The following is a 22663-nucleotide window of genomic DNA, read 5'->3' as shown; positions in this document are numbered from 1 at the left end:
TAAGAGCAGGAGATTTCGGAATAAGTGTATTCAGGTCTCCTGGGAAAGGAGTATCTATTATGATGGAACTACAAGCTGGTAATGGATTGCAGGAGGAGTCGAACATCCTTCCGGTAGCAAACAGGAAGTACAAGGATACTATTTTTCGAATGCTTTTTTCAGATAAGAAAAATCTGCTGTCATTGTACAATGCATTGAATGGGAAAGATTATAGGGATTGTGACAAGCTGGAGATTGTAACATTGGAGAATGCCATATACATGAGCATGAAAAATGATCTGGCATTTATCCTGGATCTGGCCTTGTTTCTGTGGGAGCACCAATCTACGTATAATCCTAATATTCCCCTGCGTGATCTGATGTACATAGCTAAGGAATACGAGAAGTATATAAAGGAAAAAGGAATTTCCTTATACTCCAACAGACAGCAGAAAATTCCCGCACCGCAGTTTATTGTATTCTACAACGGGAACCGTAAGATCGGAGAACGGATGGAGCACCGCTTGTCCGATGCCTATGGAACATCCAGCGGAGAGCCTGCATTGGAATTGAAGGTCCTGGTGATCAATATCAATGAAGGCTACAACCAAAAGTTGATGGAGAGTTGCCAGATTCTGAAAGAATATGCCCAGTACGTGTCAAAAGTAAGAACATACAAGAAAACGCTGAGCTTAAACGAAGCGGTAGAAAAAGCAGTGGAAGAATGCATTCAGGAAGGAATTCTTCGGGAATTTCTTCTGGCAAACAAAGCAGAGGTGGTTGCAATGAGTATATTTGAATATGACCGGGAATGGGAAGAAGAGATTTTACGAAAAGAAGAATTTGAGGCCGGGAAAGAAATGGGAAAAGAGCTTGGAGAAAAACTTGGGAGAAAACTTGGCAAGGAAGAAGAACGGAAGAATACAGAAAAAGAACGCCACCGCGCAGACTCAGAAAAAATGCGTGCAGACTCAGAAAAAATGCGCGCAGATTCGGAAAAAATACGGGCTGACAATGCAGAAAAGGAACTTTTGCTTCTGAAAGAAAAGCTTGCTTTGCTGGAGGGAAAATAGAAAATCAGGTGTTTACCAAGCCAGGAAATTGCAGTACTGTATACTGCTGATTTCCTGGTTTTATTTTATGAAATACTGAACAATTTCAGAGTTGCTGAAATAGAAATTTATATGTAGTTTTGAAATGGCAGAATGGTGGTTGAAGTCATATTGACAAGGACGAAAAGGTGGTTGTAAGATATACCTATGACAGTTGGAAACCGGTCTGTATTACTGCCGCGGCCGTTACTACGATCCTGCGATCCGCAGATTCATCAGCGTGGATGACACACAGGTTTTAAGGGACAATCTTGATATGCTAGGTGAGAAGAACCTGTATGTATATTGTGATGATAACCCGATCATGAGAGTTGATGGCGATGGACAATTTTTTTGGATAGGTGGACTGATTGGTGCTGCTGTAAATGTTGTGACTGGAGGAATTGCTGCTTCTGTAACAGGTCAGAGATATACTATAGTAGATATGGTTGCTGCTGTATCTGGCTTTTTTGCAGGCGGTCTTACATGTTTTTCACCAGGTATAGTTAGTATGATTGGAGGTTGTATTAGTGGTTCATATGCTGTATATTGCAGTTTGAAGAGGGGGGATTCCCTATTAATGATTGCTTTAAATGTAGGCATTGCTTTTGGGGTAAATTCATACATTGGAAATCTAACTGGTTTTTCAGGACTTCCTGAAGTACCTACAGTCATTAGTAGTGCTTGGGGATTTACATATGGTTTGGGTGCAAATCTAATTGCGGCTGGTGTATCCGCAGGAACTTCGGTATTTGACACATCTGGAAATAATATTTTAAGTAACATGGTAGCCATATCTCATGTTCAAGTGCCTGTTCCAAAGGCAGCTATTGGCCAGAAACGTAGTTATAATGGAAAAACAAAAAGCTATAGAACTTCTTTTATTTATCGAACTTCAAGTGGAAAATTAGCTTGTAAGAAAAGGAAGAGTTACCATTCGAGAAATGCTTGCACAGTATGATAAAAGTGAGAGGTGTATATGAAATTTAAGTCTGTATTTTGGTCGAATCATTTAATTTTCTTTATTATTATTCTAATTGGCATTTTTGCTGGATGTAACAGCAATGAGTATGGAGCTGTTAATTTGTTTCTATGTTGGAGTGGATTTTATGCGATATGCGTTTTCATTCCTGATTTAAGGATGATTGAATTAACAAAAGAAGGGTGTACTGTCCATTTATTTCGATTAAAGAAGCAACATAAGTGGAAAGATATCTTATATATTCATAGAGATATTGTATCATCAAGGAATGCTGCTTTTGAAGGCATATTTTTTTCGACAAAAGCTACGAGAAAAAATGGAAAAGAATTGACCGCTCGAAGAATTCATTCATCACTGGATCTTTTTAATTCCTTTTGCATTTTCTGGAAAGATGAAAAAGAAAAAGAAAAAGTTTTGAACCAGTTAAAAGAATGGGGCGTAGAAGTAATTACAAGTCCAAAACTTGCAGAAAAGGAAGCATATGAACAAAAATTAGCAGAGAAGATTAATCTGCGAGAACAGCGTAAAAAGCTATACAAAAAAAGAAATAAATAAGTTCATAAAATTTAATTTCATATACTTTTCCAAGCTAGTGTAAATCAAAACCACAGGGGATGGTTGGTATTTTCGACTAACCATTCCCTTTTTGTACTCTTTTTTGAAAGAAGGTGAAAAATGAAGTACCGAATTATAACGATCATAAGCTTTATCGGCAGCACCGTCATTTCTTTGCTGGGCGGATGGGACAAATCCTTGCTTATGTTCTGGTAGGCGCCCAGTTAGATTCCCTGATGGGTACAGAATATGTTCGTGACGCTGTATGCATCGGATTTATTTGCAATGAGGCACTTTCCATCATAGAAAACGCCGGTCTCATGGGCATGCCCCTCCCTGAAATCCTCCTAAAAAGCGAGAAAAATACATAGAAAAACCCATCTGTAAAATATTGTCCTGAATATATGACTTACAAATTTGCTTTATATATTTTTAATATATTTCCTATTCCCAAAAGGCCCAGACTGTGGTAAGATAAACACAAAGCATATTTCTTTCAATTATCAAGGTGCGTTGGCACTATCTATCATCTAAACACATTTCAGAAATCTATGCTTTTAACCCCAAAACATTTAAGAGCAGGAGATTTCGGAATAAGTGTATTCAGGTCTCCTGGGAAAGGAGTACCTATTATGATGGAACTACAAGCTGACAGTGGAGTACAGGAGGAGCAGAGAGCCTGCATTGGAATTGAAGGTCCTGGTGATCAATATCAATGAAGGCTACAACCAAAAGTTGATGGAGAGCTGCCAGATCCTGAAAGAATATGCCCAGTACGTGTCAAAAGTAAGAACATACAAGAAAACGCTGAAATTAAATGAAGCGGTAGAAAAAGCAGTGGAGGAGTGCATTCGGGAAGGAATTCTTCGGGAATTTCTTCTGGCAAACAAAGCAGAGGTGGTTGCAATGAGTATATTTGAATATGACCGGGAGTGGGAAGAAGAAATTTTGCGAAAAGAAGAATTTGAGGCCGGGAAAGAAATGGGAAAAGAGCTTGGGGAAAAACTTGGGAGAAAACTTGGCAAGGAAGAGGAACGGAAGAATACAGCAAAAGAACGCCACTGCGCAGACTCAGAAAAAATGCGTGCAGATTCGGAAAAAATGCGGGCTGACAATGCAGAAAAGGAACTTTTGCTTCTGAAAGAAAAACTTGCTTTGTTGGAGAGGAAGTAAGGTGTGACATTTGAGTTTATAGAACCAGGGAATGACAGTGGTGAGACTGATGGATTCCCTGGTTCTGTTTTACGGATGTTATTGATAAAAGTGCTGCACGAAACGTAAGAACTGTTTTACGTGGGGCTTGAGGATGCGGTTTTTGCTGTAGACGATGTAAAAGGTACGCATGGCCTTTTCGTGGTTCAGAGGGAACATGAGAATCTGGTGTGTGGCAGCCAGGTCCTGGGCGGAGCAGGCGGATAAAATGGAGATGCCAAGTCCTTCTGCCACAGACTTGCGGATGGCTTCCAGATCGTTCATTCGTGCCACAACATGCAGACTGGTATCCGGAATATTATGGGATTCCAGATAACGGTCAATTTCCTTTTTGGTACCAGATCCGCTTTCCCGCATAATAAACGGCTCATCCAGAAAATCAGAAAAATCCAGAGTACCAAGATCTGCCTTTACCTGATATTTCAGGTAATGCTCATTCACAGGCGTGGCAATTACCAGTTTGTCCGTTCGAAAAGGAATGAAGCAGCAGTCTGGTTCCTCGAAAGTATTTCCCACAAGTGCCAGATCCACGCTTCCGTCCAGCACCCTGGACACGGCCCCCAGGCTGTCCGACTGCCAGGAATGGAAATAGACATCCGGAATCTGACAGGTAAAAGCACTGAGAATCTCCGGAAGCAGATAAGAGGAAGGAATGGTGGAAACTGCTAGATCTACAATCTTTTTATTGATTCCAGTAAATTCTTCTATAATATTGCTGCGCATATTCAGAATGTTGGAAGCACAGTCATAAAGCTGAAGTCCTCTTTGGGTGATGGTCAGCTTCTTGGTGGTGCGGATCAGCAGCCGGGAGTTTAGTTCCTGCTCCAAGGACTGGATGTGTGCACTGATGGTAGGCTGGGTCAGATTCAGCTGCCTGGCCGCTTCGGAAAAGCTTTTATTTTCAACTACAGCCACGAAGGCTTCTAATTGTTTAAATTCCATAGAGTTATGAGTGCGAAGATCTCGCAGTCCTTTCCTAAAATTAAATATCCAGAATTTTCTTTAGCCCATCAATTGCCGTATCCAGTTCTTCCTCTGTATTTTCTGGTCCAAAGGAAAAGCGGATGGTTCCGGCAGGATAGGTGTCAAGCGTTTTGTGGGCGTTAGGGGCGCAGTGCAGCCCAACTCTTGTCATAACACTGTATTCACTATCCAGTCTCCAGGCAACCTGTGCCAAGTCCTGCTCTGGCGTCTGAATGGAAACAACAGCAGTTCGATCCTGCAGATCATTCTTTCCCACAATACGGATATGCTTTCCAGTATCATCAAGTTCCAGCAGTTTTTCCAGAAAATATCCGGTCAGCTTCATTTCCCTCTGGTACAGCTGTGCCATATGAGTTTCAAAATTTTCCTCTCCGTTTTTCAAAAATAAAAGTGCCTGATGCAGTCCATAGATTCCCGGAAGATTGGGCGTTCCGGATTCAAAACGATCCGGCAAAAAATCCGGGATTTCTTCTGTATGGGATACGCTTCCCGTTCCTCCGGAAATCAGCGGTTCCATTAATTCTGCTATTTCTTGTGTAACCAGAAAGCCCCCTGTGCCTTGAGGCCCGCGAAGCCCTTTATGACCGGTAAAAGCCAGGGCATCAATGTGAAATTTCTCCATATCAACAGGCAGAATCCCGGCTGTCTGAGCAGTATCTACAATGAAAAAAAGGTAATGCTTCCGGCAAATTTCCCCAAGTTCTGCCAGGGGCATGCAGGTTCCGCAAACATTGGAAGAATGAAGGGTGACGATGGCTCTGGTGTTGGGGCGGATCAAAGGTTCCACCTGTTCCGGGATCATAGAGCCGTCTTCTCTGCAAGGAATACGATCGAAAGTAATTCCATGGGAGGTCAGCTGCACTACAGGACGCATCACCGCATTGTGTTCCATGGCGGAAACTAGAATGTGATCACCCGGTTTTAGAAGTCCTTTCAGGATAAAATTCAGGCTGGTGGTGATATTGGGGGTAAAGATCACATTTTTACATTTTGGAAAATGAAACAGCTGGGCGAGAAGCTGGCGGGTTTCATAAATGACCTCTTCTGCGGAGTATGCGCTGGAATAGCAGCCGCGGTTTACGTTGGCTCCGTTTAAAGTCAGGTAATCCATCATGGCCTGGGCCACCCCAGGAGCCTTTGGAAAAGAGGTGCTGGCATGATCGAGATATATGCGGTTCATAGTGACGAAATCCTTTCTTGAAAGTTTTTATTTGTATCCTATCATACCATAATCTATCGAAAATATCTATAAATACACAAAATAATCCCCCATAATCAATTAGAGTTTTCTGACAAAAAATGTTAAAATAAAGGAAAGAGTTGACACTTGTACAAGGAGGAAAGAGTATGAAAGAAAGTTTGTCAAAGAAAGAGACGCCTATGATCATTGGAGCGGGCGTCATCATTGGAATCATTGCAGTGGCTCTGGTCTATTTCGGAAATCCTGCAAATATGGGTTTCTGTATTGCATGTTTCCTGCGTGATACCACAGGTGCCCTGGGATTTCATTCCGCAGCGGCAGTGCAGTACATACGTCCGGAGATTGTGGGACTGGTTCTTGGTTCCTGCATCCTGGCCCTTGCAACCAAAGAATTCAAGCCAAGAGGCGGCTCTGCACCTGTCACCCGTTTTGTCATTGGAATGTTCGTTATGATCGGATGCCTGATGTTCCTTGGTTGTCCGTTCCGTATGATCCTTCGTCTTGCAGGCGGTGACTGGAACGCCATTTTTGGGCTGATTGGATTTATTGTTGGAATTCTGGCTGGCGTATTTTTCCTGAAAAAAGGATACACTCTGAAACGTTCCTATAAGATGCAGCCGGTTGAGGGTGTCATTTTCCCGGTCGTGGAAATTGGAATTCTGGTACTTCTGATCGCGGCACCTGCATTTATTCATTTCACAGAAGCAGACGGCGGCCCTGGCGCAAAGCATGCGGCAATTGCCATTTCCCTGATTGCAGGACTTGTAGTTGGTGCCCTGGCACAGAGAACCCGTCTTTGCATGGTTGGCGGTATCCGTGATGTAGTTCTGTTTGGAGAATGGAAGCTGCTTCTTGGATTTGTTGCAATTCTGGTAAGTGCCCTGATCGGAAATATGATTCTTGGATATTTCCATCCTGGATTTGCAGGACAGGCAATCGCGCACACAGATGGTCTGTGGAATGCACTTGGAATGGCACTGGCTGGATTTGGCTGCGTGCTTCTTGGCGGCTGCCCACTTCGTCAGCTGGTACTGGCAGGAGAAGGAAATACAGATTCCGCAATTACTGTATTTGGACTGATGGCTGGCGCAGCTGTGGCTCATAACTTTGGGCTTGCTTCTTCTGGCGAAGGCCCTACAGCAAATGGAAAGGCAGCAGTTATAATTGGATTTGTTGTGCTGTTTGTGATCGCGGCAGTTAACTCTGCACGTAAGGCAGAGAGTTAAAAGGCAATAAAGTCCAATATGACCTTGGATCAAAATCCTGTCAACCAATACAGATAAGAGATTATTCAGTTGAAACGCAGCAGAAATTTCATCTTCAAAGAAAGGGGATTTCATTTATGAAAACAGTAGACGCAAGAGGCCTTTCCTGTCCGGAGCCTGTGATCCGCACCAAGAATGCTCTGGCATCCGGGGAAAAGGCATACACCGTAATGGTAGATAACGTAACCGCAAGAGAGAACGTATCCCGTTTTGCCATGCATCAGGGATATCAGGTTTCCTGGAAAGAGGACGGGGAAGATTTCATTCTGACCCTGGAAAAATAATGGAAGACTATATTGCCACATTTTTTTCCCATTTCGGAGCGATGGCATTTAAGAAAAAATGTGACAAAGAAGGCTACCCGGCTGTGATCATGCCGGTGCCGAGAAATTTAAGCTCCTCCTGCGGAACCTGCGTGAAATTCACCGGAACCGCAGAGAAAGCCCGGAACTGGAACTCAGATGAATTAGAACAGCTGGCCCAGGTTCTGGAAAACGGAACCTTTCAGGTAATCTGGCATAGCTAAAAAAAAGAGAAGCAGCGCGCCCTCTATCATCTTTTACAAAGTGATAGAAAGGCAGCGCTGCTTTGTGGTTTATGGGTATATTTGCATATCCATATAAAGTTTGCTAGAATGGAAACCAATGAAACGAAATCAGAAAGAAGGTGTATCTTTGAAAGAAACAGAGAAATCCAACTATGACCAGGTAATCGAGAACTGGCGTCTGAAATTCCTGGAAATGGATCAGGAGAAACTGACCCGGAAGTTTCATCTGGAGGCGGACGAAGAGGCGCTGTATATCGTATATTTTTCCAGGAAGCTTCGGATCGACCGGAAGAGCGGAGTGATTACGGATCAGGGGGTGCATCCGGGCTTTGACACCGTGATGAATATTTACAACACCTTTTATTATGCATCCGAACATCCCGTTGCATCTGGAAATCTGGTGGCCTTCCGCCAGGTAAAAAGAGTGTATCCTTTCGAGGCTGCCTACCGAAGAACTATCATTTCCAAACTGCAGACCATCTTTTCCGGGAAAACACAGGAACTGAAAATGGCATGTGAAGCCCTTGGCGGCACGCCGCTTCCACAGGGAGATGTAGGTTATATGCTGCCTGTTTTCCCGTTTTTAAACATAGCCGTTCTTTTCTGGGATGGGGATGAGGAGTTCGATGCCCAGGCAAACATGCTGTTTGATTCGGAAATCACAGAGTTTATGCATGAAGAAAATGTAGTCTGTGTGGCAGCTGATGCAGTCTATTATCTGACCCTGGCAGCAGGCCTTCCCGGGGAAAAAATTTACGCAGAGTAATAAAATCCATCCAACCTTACAAAATCGTAAGTTTCCCACCGCATTTTGTAACCTGATTCGATGGCAGTGACCTGATTTTTTCACTATACTGTCAGACATAGTAAAGAAAGAGAGGACATAAAACATGCCATTGCTTGAAGTTACAAACCTGAAGAAAATATATACCACCCGCTTCGGCGGCAATAAAGTACAGGCCTTATCCAACGTAAATTTCTCCGTGGAAAAAGGAGAATTCGTTGCCATCATGGGAGAGAGCGGTTCCGGAAAAACCACCCTTCTGAATATTCTTGCGACTCTGGATAAGCCAACCTCCGGAGAGATTCTTCTGGACGGAAAAAGCCTGGTGCACATTTCCGACAAGGAGGTTTCCGCATTCCGAAGAAAAAATCTGGGATTTGTATTCCAGGATTTTAATCTTCTGGATACCTTTAGTTTAAGAGACAACATTTACCTTCCGCTGGTGCTTGCCGGGGAAGATTACCGGGAAATGGCACAGAAAATCCGCCCCATTGCCCAGGCCCTTCACATTACCGAGCTTCTGGAAAAATATCCCTATGAGGTATCTGGCGGTCAGAAGCAGCGCTGCGCAGTGGCAAGAGCACTGATCACAAACCCACGGCTGGTGCTGGCAGATGAGCCGACAGGCGCCCTGGATTCCAAGGCAGCCAATGCTCTTCTGAATGTATTCGGAGAAGTAAATAGGCAGGGACAGACTATTCTTATGGTTACGCACAGCGCACAGGCAGCAAGCCGGGCTTCCAGAGTCCTTTTCATCAAGGACGGTGAGGTATTCCATCAGATTTACCGAGGGGAAAAAACAAAAGAAGAAATGTACCAGATGATTTCCGATACTCTTACCATATTGATGACAGGCGGTGAATATCATGCGTAACGGACTTTTTGCAAAGCTGGCACTGGTAAACATAAAGAAAAACCACCAGACCTATGTGCCTTACATTCTGGCGAGCCTGTTCGATGTGGCAATGCTGTATATGATGCTGTTTATCAACAATAATGCAGGAATGAAAAGGATCCGCCATAGTGGGGATGTGCTGATGATCACCAGCATGGGTGTGGGAATTATCATTATTTTTTCCTTTATTTTTCTTCTGTACAGCAACAGCTTTTTAATGAAGCGAAGACAGAAGGAACTGGGACTTTACAATATTCTGGGTCTGGAAAAAAGGCACATCAGTATTGTGATGAGTATGGAAACCGTGATTACTTCTTTGATCAGTTTAGCAGGAGGAATTCTTGTAGGAATTCTGGGAAGCAAGCTTGTCCTTTTGCTGCTTCTGAAGCTGATTCGGCTGCCGGCTGCGTTTGGATTTGAAATAGGCATTCAGGCAATCATCACTTGTCTGGAAGTGTATGGCGTTATATTTGCAGTGATTCTTTTGGTAAACATACGGAAAGTATATAAGGCAAAGCCAATTGAACTTCTTAAGGCAGAAAATGCAGGAGAGCGGGAACCAAAAGCAAAGTGGCTGATGGCCCTGATTGGATTTATCTGTCTGTTTGCAGGATATTATATTGCAGTTACCACGGAATCCCCTTTGTCTGCCCTGGCACTGTTTTTTGTTGCCGTCTTGCTGGTTATGGCAGGAACCTATCTGCTTTTTACAACAGGAAGCATTGTAATCCTGAAAATCATGCGCTGGAACAAGAAATTTTACTATAAGGCAAAGAATTTTACTGCCATTTCCGGTATGCTTTACCGAATGAAGCAAAATGCGGTGGGACTTGCAAGTATCTGTATTTTAAGTACCGGCGTGCTTTTGATGGTATCCACTACGGTATGCCTGAATTCCGGAATTGATGACATTATTAATCTGCGCTGTCCATCAGATGTGAGCGTGATGTACAAAGCGGATTCAAAGGAACAGCTGGAAAATATCAGAGCGAAGCTTTTGCAGGAAATTGAGGATCAGGCTTCTTACGAAAAATTAAATACGGAAATTAATTTTTCCAGCACTCTGGTTAAAGATGGGAGCGGCAACTGGAGATTTGAAAAATCAGATGGGAGTACCTTTTCCGAACTTCAAAACCAGCTGGAGACCCTTACCGTTGTTCCCCAGGAGGAATATTCCAGAATTACCGGTGAAGAAATTTCTCTTGAACCCGGTGAAGTCCTTGCTTACAGGGATGGAAAAGCAGGTGAAGATGCTCTGGAAATTCATGACAGCGTTTACCAGGTAAAAGAATGGCTGAAGGATTATGAATATGTGGGAGATAATTTTTCTTCCATGGATTCCATTAAGCTGATTGTAAATGATGAAGATTTCCAGAAGCTATATGAGGAACAGGCCGAGGCTTATGGAGGCGTTTCTTCTATGGCATCCATGGAGATGGATGTTTATCTTAATGGAACAGAAGAGGAAAAAGAGGCTGATGCGTCGAAAATTCGTGACCTTGCCATGGAATTTTTTGATGGACAGAAGGAAGCGGGAAATCTCCCGGCAGAAAGCTATTGTATGACCTCTGTGCGGTACGAACTGTATGAAAGCTTCTACAGCTTGTTTGGCGGAATTTTGTTTCTTGGAATTTTCCTTGGCCTTTTGTTCTTAATGGGTGCAGCCATGATCATTTACTACAAGCAGGTTTCCGAGGGCTATGAGGATAAAGACCGTTTTGAAATCATGCAGAAGGTGGGTATGACCCACAAAGAGGTGAAATCCTCCATTCACAGACAGATCCTTATGGTATTTTTCCTTCCGCTTGGAATGGCGGCTCTTCATATTGCTATGGCATTTCCTATGGTAAAAAGACTGTTGGCGCTGTTCAGCATGACCAATATTGGTCTGTTTGCAGGATGTACGGTGATTACCATTCTGGTATTTGCTGTGATCTATGGAATTATTTACGGGCTTACAGCCAGAACCTATTATAAAATCGTAGAAAGAAGATAAGGGCAGGGTTGTATTTACCAGTGTAAAGTGTTACAATGAGATAGCCTGGGAGGCAAAAGAATGCTTCCCAGGCTATTTATGCGAAAAAAGCCTGACTGGTATTTCTAAAAAAGCAGACAGGCAGAAGAAACCGGAGGAAATCTCTCATGAAAAAAGAGAGCTTTAAGCAGGGAATTACAGATGGAATCCCCATTGCCCTGGGGTATCTGGCAGTTTCCTTTACGTTTGGCATGATGGCGGTGCAGGGCGGACTTACCATCTGGCAGGCAGTTCTGATTTCCCTGACCAATCTTACGTCAGCGGGACAGTTTGCGGGACTGGACATTATTATAGCAGGAGGCTCTCTGTGGGAGATGGCACTGACTCAGCTGATCATCAATTTGAGATACTGCTTGATGTCCTTCTCTCTTTCCCAGAAGCTGCGCAGGGATGAGCCCTGGGGACACCGCTATGGAGTGGCTTTTGGCGTGACAGACGAAATTTTTGGTGTCAGTGCCAGCAAGCCTGGCAAGGTCAGTGCTTTTTACAATTATGGCGTGATGAGCGTGGCTATTCCAGGCTGGACATTTGGCACCCTGCTTGGAGCGGTTTCCGGCAGTCTTCTGCCTGATTTTATTATGAGCGCACTTAGCGTGGCAATTTACGGAATGTTCCTGGCTGTGATCATTCCTCCTTCCAAGAAAAACAAAGCGGTGTTTCTGGTAGTGCTTGGAGCCATGGCAGTGAGTGCACTGTTCGCCTGGGTTCCGGTTTTATCAAAGGTATCATCCGGATTTGTGATCATTATCACTACCATTCTGGTTGCCGGAATTGCGGCTGTGCTTTGCCCGGTTGCAGAAGAAAACGAGAAGGAGGAAGCTCATGAAGCCTAATGTTTATATTTATATACTGGTTATGGCGGGAGTGACATACCTGATCCGTATGCTTCCCCTGGCATTGGCGAAGAAGGAGATTACCAATCCTTTTGTAAAATCTTTTCTGTTTTATGTGCCTTATGCCTGCCTTGCAGCGATGACCTTCCCGGCCATTTTGTCAGCAACGGCAAGTGTGGTCTCTGCTGTAGCCGGATTTATCGTAGCGCTGATCGCAGCCTACAGAGAAAAAAGCCTGCTGACCGTAGCCCTTTGGGCTTGCGCTGCAGTATTTATTGTAGAAAGAATAATGGCCTTTGCGGCGTAAGCATTTTGCAGTGCTTACGGTTCGCAAGGGCCATTTCTTTTCCGTATTTATTCTCCAAGAAATCCTAAATCAATTTCTCCGTCAAATACAGTAGTTGCCGGACCGGTCATGTAAACCTGATCGTCGCTTTCATCCCAGAAAATATTCAGGTCGCCTCCAAGAAGCTTCACAGTAACCGGCTGATTCCTGTCAACCAGTCCGTTTAAAATAGAAGAAACCGCAACTGCACAGGCTCCGGTACCGCAGGCAAGTGTTTCGCCAGAACCGCGCTCCCACACCCTCATCTGGACAGTGTGACGGTCGATTACCCTGACAAACTCTGTATTCACACGGTCCGGGAAGTTCACATGAGATTCAAAAGACGGTCCGATTTTCTCAATATCCAGTCCGTCTACATCATCCATGTAGACAATGGCATGAGGATTTCCCATGGAAACAGCTGTGAAACGGTAGGTCTGTCCGTTCACTTCGATCGGTGCATCGATCACCTGCTCATCCTCTGAAACAACAGGAATGAGAGATGCCTGAAGAATTGGTGCCCCCATATTTACCTTTACCATGCTGACCTTGCCGTCGCGGATGGAAAGATCCAGATATTTCACGCCGCTTTTGGTGGCAACGCTGATGCTGGTCTTGTTTACAATGCCGTAATCGTAGGCATATTTGGCAACGCAGCGGATTCCGTTTCCGCACATGGCGCCCTGGGAACCATCCAGGTTATACATATCCATCTCACAGTCTGCAATGTCAGAGGGCTTGATCAGGATCAGCCCGTCAGAGCCAATGCCGAAATGGCGGTCACTTACAAACTTCGCCACCGCTGACGGGTCTTTCACAGTTTCTTTGAAGCAGTTCACATATACATAATCGTTTCCGATACCATGCATTTTTGTAAATTTCATAATAATTACCTCCTTGTATCCGGCGGGTAAACGCCTTGTTTTTATACTCCTCATCACGTGTCTCTATCTTATCATACCACAAGTCTGTTATGAAAAAGTGAATTTTTCCAAATTTTCTCAGAAAACAGGAAGCAAAAAAATAAGGAATCTTATGGAAAGTCTTGCATTTTTCACAAAAGCTGATAAAATGGGGGAAAGATAGATGAATGAATATGCGGGAACTATGCATAATTATTCCTGCATACAATTAAGAGGAGGAAAAAATATGAAAAAATTAACAGCTTTAGCACTTGGCACTGTAATGGCAGTTTCCATGACAGCTGGCGTATCCGCTGCAACTGTCGAGTCCAAGGATGACCTTAAGAACGCTACCATCGGCGTACAGCTTGGAACCACCGGTGATATTGAAGCAAGTGAATATGAGAAAGACGGCGCAACTGTTAAGCGTTACAGCAAAGGAAGCGAAGCAATCCAGGCACTTCTGGCAGGACAGATCGACTGTGTGATCATCGATTCCCAGCCAGCTCAGAAATTCGTTGAGAACGCAGACGGACTGAAAATCTTAGACGAGCCATTCGTAGAAGAAGAGTATGCAATCTGCCTGAAGAAAGGCAATGACGAGCTTCTTGACAAGATCAACGGAGCTTTAGAGGAACTCAAAGAAGACGGAACCGTTGATGATATCATGAATAACTACATCGGTGACAACATTGGTGAGACACCATATGAGTCCCCGGAAGATGTTGACCGTTCCAATGGAACACTGATAATGGCTACAAACGCTGAGTTCGAGCCATATGAATACCGTGAGGGTGACACCATTGTAGGTATTGATGCGGATATCGCACAGGCAATCTGCGACAAGCTTGGATATGAGCTTGAGATCGACGACATGGAATTCGATGCAATCCTTGCAGCTGTACAGTCCGGAAAAGCTGACTTCGGTGCTGCCGGAATGACTGTTACAGAGGACCGTCTGGAGAGCGTTGATTTCACAGACACCTATGCAAACGCAAGCCAGGTTATCATTGTAAAAGCTGACTGATAGAAGAAATACAGTATAAGCTGCCCTGATCATGAGTCACCCTGAACGGCAATCCGCGAAGAACTGCCCCGGGGTGGCTCATCTGGTGTTATTGAATGCTGTGAATTCTGTTAAAGTAAAAAGGAAAAAAATATGTTTGAAAAATTTGGACACGATTTTTATATCAATTTTATAAAAGATGACAGATATACTTGGCTTCTGGATGGTCTGAAAAACACCATGATCATCACTGTATTTGCCCTTCTCATTGGTATCTGCATCGGTTTTCTTGTTGCGATCATCCGTTCCTCCCATGACAAATCCGGGAACTTCAAGATTGCAAATGCGATCTGCAAGGTTTATCTGACTGTCATCCGCGGTACCCCGACCGTCATCCAGCTGCTGATCATGAACTTCGTTGTGTTCGGATCTGTCAGCGTCAATGAAATCCTGGTAGGAAGCCTGGCGTTTGGTATCAACTCCGGTGCATACGTTGCGGAAATCGTCCGTTCCGGAATCATGTCCATTGACCAGGGACAGACAGAGGCAGGACGAAGCCTTGGACTTAATTTTACCCAGACTATGCGTCTGATCATTATTCCGCAGGCGTTCAAGAACGTGCTTCCTGCACTGGTAAATGAGTTTATCGTGTTGATCAAGGAGACATCCATCATCGGCTACATCGGAATGATGGACCTGACCAAGGGTGCTATGCTGATCCAGAGCCGTACCTACAATGCATTTATGCCTCTTCTGGCAGCGGCTGCAATCTACCTGATCGTGGTCATGGTACTGACCTTCTTTATGAATAAACTGGAGAGGAGACTGAGAACCAGTGAGCGTTGATAAGAGCAAAGTTTTGATCCAGGTACAGGATCTGAAGAAAGCATTTGGAGCAAACCAGGTACTGGATGGAATTTCCACAGATATCTGTCAGGGCGAGGTTGTTGCCATTATCGGACCTTCCGGTTCCGGAAAATCCACCTTCCTTCGTTCCCTGAATCTTCTGGAAGTGCCCACAGGCGGCAAAATCCTGTTTGAGGGAACGGACATTACTGATCCCAAGGTTGACATTAACCGTCACCGCCAGAAAATCGGAATGGTTTTCCAGCAGTTTAACCTGTTTCCACACAAAACTGTAAAGCAGAACATTATGATGGCACCGGTTGCCCTGAAGCTGATGACCAAAGAAGAGGCATCTAAGCGTGCTGATGAACTTCTTGCCCGCGTAGGACTTCCGGACAAGGCAAATGCTTACCCGGATATGCTTTCCGGCGGACAGAAACAGCGTATTGCCATTGCAAGATCCCTTGCCATGAATCCGGATGTGATGTTGTTTGATGAGCCAACTTCTGCGCTGGACCCGGAGATGGTAGGCGAGGTTCTGGAGCTGATGAAAGAGCTTGCCAAAAGCGGCATGACCATGGTGGTGGTTACTCACGAGATGGGATTTGCCCGTGAGGTAGCAACAAGGGTTCTGTTCATTGACGATGGAAAAATTCAGGAGCAGAATTCCCCTAAGGAATTTTTCGAAAATCCAAAGAACCCGCGTCTGAAGGAATTTTTATCCAAGGTTCTTTAAATAAACAATAAAAAACGGCAGCCATGCATTCCCTTATGAAATGGGAAGATGTGTGACTGCCGTAATTTTATTCAGGCATTTTTCTTCATTTCTTTGTAACAGTATTTGATGATCTCTTTACGTGTTACGATTCCGATAAAATGATCCTGGTCATCGATAACCGGAACAAAGTTCTGGTTGATGGCCCGGTCCAGAAGATCCTCCATATCACAGTCAACATGAACCGGCTTGTAGGTGGCTCTTCGCTGGATCGCCATAACCGGGATGTCCTCAGCACTCTTCATATCTGTAATGTTCAGATTCTTCATGCCCCAGAGAAGGTCTCCCTCGGAAATGGTTCCTACATATTTGCCCTCTGGATTCAGAATAGGAATACAGGAGAACTTGCGGTGCTCCATTTTCTCAATGGTCTGACGCAGGGTTTCATTCTCGAAAATGTAGGCAACATCATTTTTCGGTGTTAGGAAAAAAAGTATATTCAATTTTAATCCCTCGTTTCGTTGATGGATTTACAGAAGCGGAATTCCGTTCTTTGCAGCTTCCTCCTGTATTTCCTTAGGCCACAGGGAAACATGTACCTCACCGATGTGAGCCTTGCGCAGGAAGAACATACAGATACGGGACTGTCCGATACCGCCGCCGATGGTGTATGGAAGCTCCTTGTTCAGGATGGCTTTCTGGAATGGAAGCTCTCTTCTGTCATCGCATCCGGCTTCTGTAAGCTGTTTGTCAAGTGCTGTTTCGTCTACACGGATACCCATGGAGGAAAGCTCAAGGGCAATGTCCAGTACCGGATAGTATACCAGAATATCACCGTTTAATTCCCAGTCATCGTAGTCCGGGGCACGTCCGTCGTGGCGCTCCCCATTGGACAGCATCTTGCCGACCTGCATAAGGAAAACGGCACCTTTTTCTTTGACGATCTTGTATTCTCTTTCCTTAGGAGTAAGGTCCGGATACATGTCTACAAGCTCTTCTGTGGAAACGAATGCAATCTCTCTTGGAAGGATCTCTTCTATGTAATCATACTGTACAGCCATGTATTTCTCGGTCTTTCTAAGAACGCTGTAGATGGAGCGGACAGTATTGATCAGTGTTTCCACGTTTCTTTCTTCCTTGGAGATGATCTTCTCCCAGTCCCACTGGTCCACATAGATGGAGTGGATGTTGTCTACGTCCTCGTCGCGGCGGATGGCAACCATATCGGTATATAAGCCCTCGCCCTGGGCGAAGCCGTATTTCTTCAGTGCGTATCTTTTCCATTTCGCAAGGGAGTGGACGATCTCGGCATTGCCTTCCATATTCTTGATATCGAAGCTTACCGGGCGTTCCACGCCATTTAAGTTGTCATTGAGGCCGGAGCTTGGGTCTACAAATATAGGTGCGGAGACACGCAGAAGGTTCAGCTTCTGGGCAAGTGTCTGCTGGAAAAAGTCTTTGACAGTTTTAATTGCTACCTGAGTATCATGGAGATTAAGGTCTGCATGATAGCCCATAGGAATTTTCAATTGTTCCATGGGAATCCTCCTTGTTGATGTTGGTGGAGCATGTCTGAGTTGCAGACAGGCTCTAGAGCCTGCCCCCAAAATCATTCCTGCAATCTGCACCCCCCACTTTGCGGGAGATTTTGCCCGAATTCAGTTGCCGTAGCCCGCTACGGCGCCCTCATCCGGACAAAATCTCCCACAAATTGTGACACACATCTTGCAGAAAGCCTTTTTCAAACATGCTCTAATCTTGGTTTATTATAACAGGTATTTTCCCAGTTGGCAATTTACACCTTGCAAGAAATATATAAAAAAGATACAATAAAGAAAAGTTGTCCGGGGAATTTGCAGGATACGGGAGGTTTTTTATGGAGAGAAAACGGTGTCAGGTCTGTGACGGACCTGTTGTAAACGGCAGATGCAAGCTGTGCGGAATGCCTTATCGAAATGATGAGACGCTGTATCATCTGAATGAGAACAGAAGCGATCATTACCGCCATGCCACCAGCAGGGCGCGTGCTATGATGCGCCAGGAGGAAATCCCGCTGGGGGATAAGATGCCGGGAAGCGCAGGAACCTATAAGGCATGTGCACAGACGGCGGCAGCAAAAAAGAATGCCAGTGGAAATAAAGCGGCGGGGAACGGCTATAAGCAAACTGCGGCGAATAAGCCTGGCGGATATTCTGCGAATGCCAGCAGACCGAATATGGGAAATTCCTATGGACAGAAACAGACCGCAAACAGTACATATGCCAAGAACTATAGCGCAGGAGGCAAAAGCGGTACTCATACAAAAGCATCTGCTAAGAAGAAAAACAGCTGGCTTGGCTGGCTGATCATGATCATTGTGATCTGTTCTGTGGTGCCTGGGCTGAGAGATGGGATCCAGGAAGGTTTTATGCAGGAGTTCGGGGATTCTTTCAGTGAGATGTTCGGAGAAGCCTATGAAATGCACGCAGGAGATACTCTGGTAGTCGGCGGAGGAATTGAGGCTGGTTATTATACAGCATCCTGTGATAAAGGTGTTCTATATTTTACCATCCAGGGAAAAGATGGCGAAAACGGAAGAATGTCTGTGGCAGAAGATGAAGAGTGTAAGATTACCTTAAATGAGGGTGACATGATACATGTGGTCAGTGCAGATCCCCAGGATGCTGCCCTGCGGCTGACCTTGCATGAAAATTAACAGGATGGATGCAGGTATTGATTGTGAAGCAGGATAGGCAGCATATTGGCAGGAGGTTTTTGCCGTAAGAGACTCACCAGAAGAAAGGATACAACCAGGAAATGACAGAAGAAAAAGAAACAAAATCAGGACGCAGGAAAAAATGGATGCTGGTGGCAGGTACGATCCTTGTGATCGCGGCTGTGTTCACCTGTATTTCCTGGAATTCCATGCATCCGTCCAAGACCGTGACCATGAAGGAACTGGAAGATTATGCCAGCCAGGAACTGATCAATCAAATCGAATGCATCAACGGCTCTTACGTGGTGATGATCTGCGACGAACAGGAGCAGGCAAGCGACTGGTATGCCCTTGCAGATGAAACCGACCAGGCAGAAATGGAGGCGCTGGCGGAAAAAGCGGATGTACAGATCAGAAGCCAGAAGATTTCTCCGCCTGTGATTTTCATTATGTATGCTATACAGTTTGCAATCTGTTATGGGATTGTGTGGGGAATCTGGAGACTCTACGGGAAATTCCGGATTGGAAAGAGAAAACAGCATTACCGGGTGTAAGGAAAAACCTTGTGTTCATAGTCATGAAAAATAGAAAATGACGATGAACGCAAGGTTTTATTTTGTTTCTACGAAATAGAAAGCCCTTTGGGACACGCTTTAGTGGCTTATCGAATGATAGTTCCAGCTTTCTCTTCATATCCTTCCTTGGCATGAGCCATATCTGTGATAACAGCGGCACGTCCTTCGCCTTTTTCGATGAAGGAGATACCTGCTTCAATCTTCGGAAGCATGGAGCCGGAAGCAAACTGATCTTCCTCTATGTATTTCTTAGCATCTGCTGCAGAAATGGAACCAAGCTTCTGCTCATCTGCCTTGCCAAGATTCAGGCTTACATTCTCTACGCTGGTAAGGATGAGAAGTGTGTCTGCATTCAGTTCTTCTGCAAGAAGTCCAGCAGCAAGATCCTTCTCAATAATAGCGCTGGCACCGTGAAGGTTGATGCCCTGCTCAAGAACCGGGATTCCGCCGCCGCCTGCTGCGATGACTACCTGGTCTGCATTGAGAAGTGCGCGGACAGTCTCAATCTCAACGATCTTCTGAGGCTTGGGAGCTGCTACAATACGTCTGTAGCCGCCATCTGGAAGCTTGGTAACGAAATTGCCCTTCTCTTCCTCTGCTTCTGCCTCTTCCTCTGTAAGCACACGTCCGATAATCTTCTCCGGATCTGCGAATGCATCGTCATAAGGATCGATGACAGTCTGGGTAAGGACGGTGGCAACAGGTTTATAAATACCGCGTTTGATAAACTCTGTACGGATTGCATTCTGAAGGTCGTATCCAATGTAGCCCTGGCTCATTGCGGAGCATACGGACATAGGAGCGAATGTGTAATCCGGATGGGCTTTTCCAAATTCATTCATTGCAGTGTGAATCATACCGATCTGCGGACCGTTGCTGTGGGAGATCACTACCTTCGCTCCGTCTTCAACAAGATCTGCGACTGCCTTTGCTGCAGCCTGTGTAGCAATTTTCTGCTCAGGAAGTGTTGTGCCCAGAGCTCTGTGGCCTAATGCAACTACTACGATTTTTTCACTCATAGGAGATACCTCGTTTCTGTCAAGAATATAATAGAATGTAATATAATTCATTATAAAAGGTAAAGGCGGGAATTGCAATAGATTCTTTGGGTTATTGTTCACGGAGTGAACAGTAACTTCTTTGGAATTGGAAAAGGATTAGAAACAGGAAAAGCCATCCGCGCGGTGCGGATGGCTTATTTCCTATATTTTTTGAGGGGGGAGATAGAGAGTGGTTTTTCATCTATCCGAGAGCTATTATATCTGTAATTTGTGAGGAAAGTGTGTCGCAAATCTAAAAGAAATCGAAAAAATATGAAATGAAAATAAAGTTTGAAATTGGAAAATATTTGTGTTAAAGTGGACATATCACAAATCCGCGTTCTGCGGAGAAGAAGTTCTATCGCGCCTGTTCGGCGCAGGATACCCTGTTTATTTTATTTTTTTAGTTTAAGAAAGGGAGAAGTGTATGATCAAAAACAGAATATGGAAAAGAATTGCTGCATTGGGATGCTGCCTGCTGACCGGAGCAGGTCTTTTCTCCGGCTGTATGGCACAGCCTGTGGGAGCAGCGGCTGCAGATGGCGGAATTGTAACGGTTTCGCAAAGCGCAAGGTGGACGGATCTGGAAAATTTCCAGGCGGTAATTTCGGTCAGGGCAGACGGACTTGGTAATTTGTCATGGACCGGGAACGAAGGGAATGAGGACAATGAAAGCCCGGAAGGCAAAGCTGCTGGTTTTCAATCTGATGGCGGAAAGGATACAACAGAAATCGAACCAGACATCATCTCAGAAATCCAGTCAGAACCTGCTTCGAATCTGGAGGACACCTCAGAAGTTCTATCAGAATTGCCTTCAGAATCCACACCCGAAACAGTCTCAGGCATACAATCCCGCCATCTGGTTGTCTGGCTGTCTGAATATTTTCAGCCAGACCTGCCTGTGTCTTTGCCTGAAGGCTGTCTGATGGAAGAAATGCCCATACAGACTGCGGACGGACGAAGCGCTTCCATCTACGGCTTCCGATACAAAATAAATCCCGGGGAAACCGAAAAAATCCTGGAAATTCCAGTCAGCTTGCGCAGGGAATACCGTTATCCACTGGAAAAAAGGACGGTATCCACCTGCCAGGATGCTCCTCTTGAAAAAGGTGTGGAAAACCTGTGCCAGGGAGGCGTCTATATCGTGGAAAAGTCAGGTGACAGACAGCGTATCATTTGTCAGACAACCTCGGATTTTCTGGAAATTCCGGCAGGAATAGCGAATTTTTCCGTGGAGATAAGCCCACAAGAGGAAAATGCGGTGGCAGGAGAAAGACTCCTTATGAATGCCAGGCTGATAAACACCGGGCAGGTACCGCTGTATGATCTTTCTCTGGAAGCCCAGGCAGAAGAAATGGAAGTAACGCCTGTGTGGGAAAAAGAACCGGAAGTGGAAACGGATGGAGCACATGCAGTTTTGCAAAGCTTAGCGGAAGGAGAAGAGCGGACGCTTTCCTTTTATGCGGATCCCTCTTCTGCGCAAAAGGGAAATCTGCGCCTGAAGGTTCTGGCAAAGACGGAAAATCCTGTTTCGCTGGAACAGACAGGGGAAGCACTTGTATTCATACAGCCCCAAAAGGCCTCTTTTACCGTGAAAAAGACAGCAGACTGCGACACAGCCCGCCCCGGCGACACCGTTACTTATCAGATTAGCATCCACAACACCGGGCAGCAGACCCTTCATTCCGTCATTACCACAGAACGGTTCCAAATGGCAGGAGTTTCCGCCGCTTTCCTGGAGCAGGAAGGCGTGACCCTGAACAAAACGAAAACCCAGGCGAAAATTCCGGAAATCGTACCGGGAGGATGCGTAAATCTAAAAGCTAGAGTTGTGCTGCCTGACCAGCTGGAAGACCAGAATCTGGTCAATCAGGTCATTGTAGTTACGGATGAAACAGGAGAAGATGAGGCAGTTCGGGATCAGACTTCCATACGGGTAGAAAATAAGAAAACCTCAGATGCTGTTTCCTCTGGGGCAAAATCCGGGAACGGCAGCTCAGGTGCGGGCAGAACTGGCAAAGGCCAGGCTCCAAAGACCGGGGATAATTCTCACAGAGAACTGTTCCAGGCATTGATTTTAGTGTCTTTTCTGATTTCAGCCCTGGCTGCCAGACGGATGTTTTTTCGCAGGAAAGATTGAAAACAATTACGGTGTGTGCTATTCTATAAAAGAGTACGTTCAAATATAGGGAGGCA

At 45.1% G+C, this 22663-nt stretch carries 25 protein-coding genes and 2 pseudogenes; 20 read left to right on the top strand and 7 right to left on the bottom strand.

Going from position 1 to position 22663, the window contains the following annotated elements; translation table 11 throughout:
• Positions 1-59 precede the first annotated feature (59 nt).
• The 5 genes from DWZ38_RS05960 (at position 60) to DWZ38_RS05940 (ending at position 3780) form a co-directional block, all read left to right on the top strand.
• Positions 60-1052, top strand: coding sequence for a hypothetical protein (locus tag DWZ38_RS05960; RefSeq protein WP_117850884.1), 993 nt, complete (start codon positions 60-62; stop codon positions 1050-1052).
• Positions 1053-1245: 193 nt separating this feature from the next.
• Complete coding sequence (locus tag DWZ38_RS05955) at positions 1246-2031, top strand: RHS repeat-associated core domain-containing protein (RefSeq protein WP_117850881.1); 786 nt, start codon at positions 1246-1248, stop codon at positions 2029-2031.
• Positions 2032-2049: 18 nt separating this feature from the next.
• Positions 2050-2607: a hypothetical protein gene (locus DWZ38_RS05950; RefSeq protein WP_117850878.1), complete on the top strand. Its 558-nt coding sequence runs from the start codon at positions 2050-2052 to the stop codon at positions 2605-2607.
• Between the two features lie 113 nt (positions 2608-2720).
• Entirely contained in the window at positions 2721-2978 is a 258-nt protein-coding gene (locus tag DWZ38_RS05945) for a phage holin family protein (RefSeq protein WP_243000167.1), read from the top strand.
• Positions 2979-3291: 313 nt separating this feature from the next.
• Positions 3292-3780: a hypothetical protein gene (locus DWZ38_RS05940; RefSeq protein ID WP_147342982.1), complete on the top strand. Its 489-nt coding sequence runs from the start codon at positions 3292-3294 to the stop codon at positions 3778-3780.
• A 78-nt stretch (positions 3781-3858) separates the two neighbouring features.
• Here the strand turns inward: DWZ38_RS05940 and DWZ38_RS05935 are convergent, their stop codons facing one another.
• Together DWZ38_RS05935 and DWZ38_RS05930 are read right to left on the bottom strand one after the other, a co-directional pair.
• Positions 3859-4761 carry a selenium metabolism-associated LysR family transcriptional regulator gene (locus DWZ38_RS05935; RefSeq protein WP_021925325.1) on the bottom strand — a complete coding sequence of 301 codons (903 nt, stop codon included), beginning with the start codon at positions 4759-4761 and terminating at the stop codon, positions 3859-3861.
• Positions 4762-4801: 40 nt separating this feature from the next.
• On the bottom strand, positions 4802-5983 hold the full coding sequence (locus DWZ38_RS05930) for an aminotransferase class V-fold PLP-dependent enzyme (RefSeq protein ID WP_021925326.1): 1182 nt from the start codon (positions 5981-5983) through the stop codon (positions 4802-4804).
• Between the two features lie 167 nt (positions 5984-6150).
• Here DWZ38_RS05930 and yedE point away from each other — a divergent pair, with 167 nt between their 5' ends.
• The 8 genes from yedE to DWZ38_RS05890 all read left to right on the top strand — a co-directional run bounded on the left by yedE (position 6151) and on the right by DWZ38_RS05890 (position 12670).
• Positions 6151-7230 (top strand): YedE family putative selenium transporter, encoded by a 1080-nt coding sequence (gene yedE, locus DWZ38_RS05925; protein ID WP_021925327.1) that lies wholly within the window; start codon positions 6151-6153, stop codon positions 7228-7230.
• 116 nt (positions 7231-7346) lie between these two features.
• On the top strand, positions 7347-7553 hold the full coding sequence (locus DWZ38_RS05920) for a sulfurtransferase TusA family protein (protein WP_021925328.1): 207 nt from the start codon (positions 7347-7349) through the stop codon (positions 7551-7553).
• Positions 7553-7795 (top strand): DUF3343 domain-containing protein, encoded by a 243-nt coding sequence (locus DWZ38_RS05915; protein ID WP_021925329.1) that lies wholly within the window; start codon positions 7553-7555, stop codon positions 7793-7795. The genes DWZ38_RS05920 and DWZ38_RS05915 overlap by 1 nt, the downstream gene beginning before the upstream one ends.
• 118 nt (positions 7796-7913) lie before the next feature.
• Entirely contained in the window at positions 7914-8582 is a 669-nt protein-coding gene (locus DWZ38_RS05910) for a DUF3786 domain-containing protein (protein ID WP_117850871.1), read from the top strand.
• Between the two features lie 124 nt (positions 8583-8706).
• Positions 8707-9474 carry an ABC transporter ATP-binding protein gene (locus DWZ38_RS05905; protein WP_117850869.1) on the top strand — a complete coding sequence of 256 codons (768 nt, stop codon included), beginning with the start codon at positions 8707-8709 and terminating at the stop codon, positions 9472-9474.
• Positions 9467-11491: an FtsX-like permease family protein gene (locus DWZ38_RS05900; RefSeq protein WP_117850867.1), complete on the top strand. Its 2025-nt coding sequence runs from the start codon at positions 9467-9469 to the stop codon at positions 11489-11491. Before DWZ38_RS05905 ends, DWZ38_RS05900 begins: the two co-directional genes overlap by 8 nt.
• 146 nt (positions 11492-11637) lie before the next feature.
• Entirely contained in the window at positions 11638-12363 is a 726-nt protein-coding gene (locus DWZ38_RS05895) for an AzlC family ABC transporter permease (protein WP_117850864.1), read from the top strand.
• Positions 12353-12670, top strand: coding sequence for an AzlD domain-containing protein (locus tag DWZ38_RS05890; protein WP_021925334.1), 318 nt, complete (start codon positions 12353-12355; stop codon positions 12668-12670). Before DWZ38_RS05895 ends, DWZ38_RS05890 begins: the two co-directional genes overlap by 11 nt.
• 47 nt (positions 12671-12717) lie before the next feature.
• Here the strand turns inward: DWZ38_RS05890 and dapF are convergent, their stop codons facing one another.
• Positions 12718-13572 carry a diaminopimelate epimerase gene (gene dapF / locus DWZ38_RS05885; RefSeq protein WP_021925335.1) on the bottom strand — a complete coding sequence of 285 codons (855 nt, stop codon included), beginning with the start codon at positions 13570-13572 and terminating at the stop codon, positions 12718-12720.
• A 265-nt stretch (positions 13573-13837) separates the two neighbouring features.
• Here dapF and DWZ38_RS05880 point away from each other — a divergent pair, with 265 nt between their 5' ends.
• The 3 genes from DWZ38_RS05880 to DWZ38_RS05870 all read left to right on the top strand — a co-directional run bounded on the left by DWZ38_RS05880 (position 13838) and on the right by DWZ38_RS05870 (position 16178).
• Positions 13838-14617: a transporter substrate-binding domain-containing protein gene (locus tag DWZ38_RS05880; RefSeq protein WP_021925336.1), complete on the top strand. Its 780-nt coding sequence runs from the start codon at positions 13838-13840 to the stop codon at positions 14615-14617.
• A 132-nt stretch (positions 14618-14749) separates the two neighbouring features.
• Positions 14750-15442, top strand: coding sequence for an amino acid ABC transporter permease (locus DWZ38_RS05875; protein WP_021925337.1), 693 nt, complete (start codon positions 14750-14752; stop codon positions 15440-15442).
• A gap of 13 nt (positions 15443-15455) precedes the next feature.
• The gene (locus DWZ38_RS05870) at positions 15456-16178 is read left to right on the top strand and encodes an amino acid ABC transporter ATP-binding protein (protein WP_117850928.1); all 723 of its coding nucleotides are present in this window, start codon (positions 15456-15458) and stop codon (positions 16176-16178) included.
• 71 nt (positions 16179-16249) lie between these two features.
• Here the strand turns inward: DWZ38_RS05870 and DWZ38_RS05865 are convergent, their stop codons facing one another.
• From DWZ38_RS05865 to DWZ38_RS23330, 3 genes and pseudogenes are all read right to left on the bottom strand, one after another.
• Entirely contained in the window at positions 16250-16660 is a 411-nt protein-coding gene (locus DWZ38_RS05865) for a CBS domain-containing protein (protein WP_021925339.1), read from the bottom strand.
• A gap of 27 nt (positions 16661-16687) precedes the next feature.
• Positions 16688-17695, bottom strand: a complete 1008-nt coding sequence (asnA, locus tag DWZ38_RS05860) for an aspartate--ammonia ligase (protein WP_117850862.1) — start codon at positions 17693-17695, stop codon at positions 16688-16690.
• A gap of 96 nt (positions 17696-17791) precedes the next feature.
• Positions 17792-17842: pseudogene (locus tag DWZ38_RS23330) on the bottom strand (DUF6783 domain-containing protein); the annotation flags it as partial.
• Here DWZ38_RS23330 and DWZ38_RS23325 point away from each other — a divergent pair.
• The 3 genes and pseudogenes from DWZ38_RS23325 to DWZ38_RS05850 all read left to right on the top strand — a co-directional run.
• Positions 17825-17929: pseudogene (locus DWZ38_RS23325) on the top strand (DUF6783 domain-containing protein); the annotation flags it as partial. The pseudogenes DWZ38_RS23330 and DWZ38_RS23325 sit on opposite strands and share 18 nt — an antisense overlap.
• A gap of 104 nt (positions 17930-18033) precedes the next feature.
• A complete protein-coding gene (locus tag DWZ38_RS05855) occupies positions 18034-18852 on the top strand; it encodes a hypothetical protein (protein ID WP_117850860.1) in 819 nt (272 codons plus the stop codon).
• A gap of 101 nt (positions 18853-18953) precedes the next feature.
• Positions 18954-19406, top strand: a complete 453-nt coding sequence (locus DWZ38_RS05850) for a hypothetical protein (RefSeq protein WP_117850858.1) — start codon at positions 18954-18956, stop codon at positions 19404-19406.
• Positions 19407-19513: 107 nt separating this feature from the next.
• On the opposite strand, the gene arcC is transcribed toward DWZ38_RS05850, so the two are convergent.
• Complete coding sequence (gene arcC / locus DWZ38_RS05845) at positions 19514-20446, bottom strand: carbamate kinase (protein ID WP_021926896.1); 933 nt, start codon at positions 20444-20446, stop codon at positions 19514-19516.
• A 448-nt stretch (positions 20447-20894) separates the two neighbouring features.
• Here arcC and DWZ38_RS05840 point away from each other — a divergent pair, with 448 nt between their 5' ends.
• Positions 20895-22607, top strand: coding sequence for a DUF11 domain-containing protein (locus DWZ38_RS05840; protein ID WP_117850855.1), 1713 nt, complete (start codon positions 20895-20897; stop codon positions 22605-22607).
• Positions 22608-22663 lie beyond the last annotated feature (56 nt).

The sequence above is a fragment of the Ruminococcus sp. AF31-8BH genome, from assembly GCF_003460605.1.
In the GTDB taxonomy this organism is placed as follows: domain Bacteria; phylum Bacillota; class Clostridia; order Lachnospirales; family Lachnospiraceae; genus Blautia_A; species Blautia_A acetigignens.
Note: the sequence above shows the minus strand (reverse complement) of the source record. Positions and strands in the feature narration are given on the sequence as shown.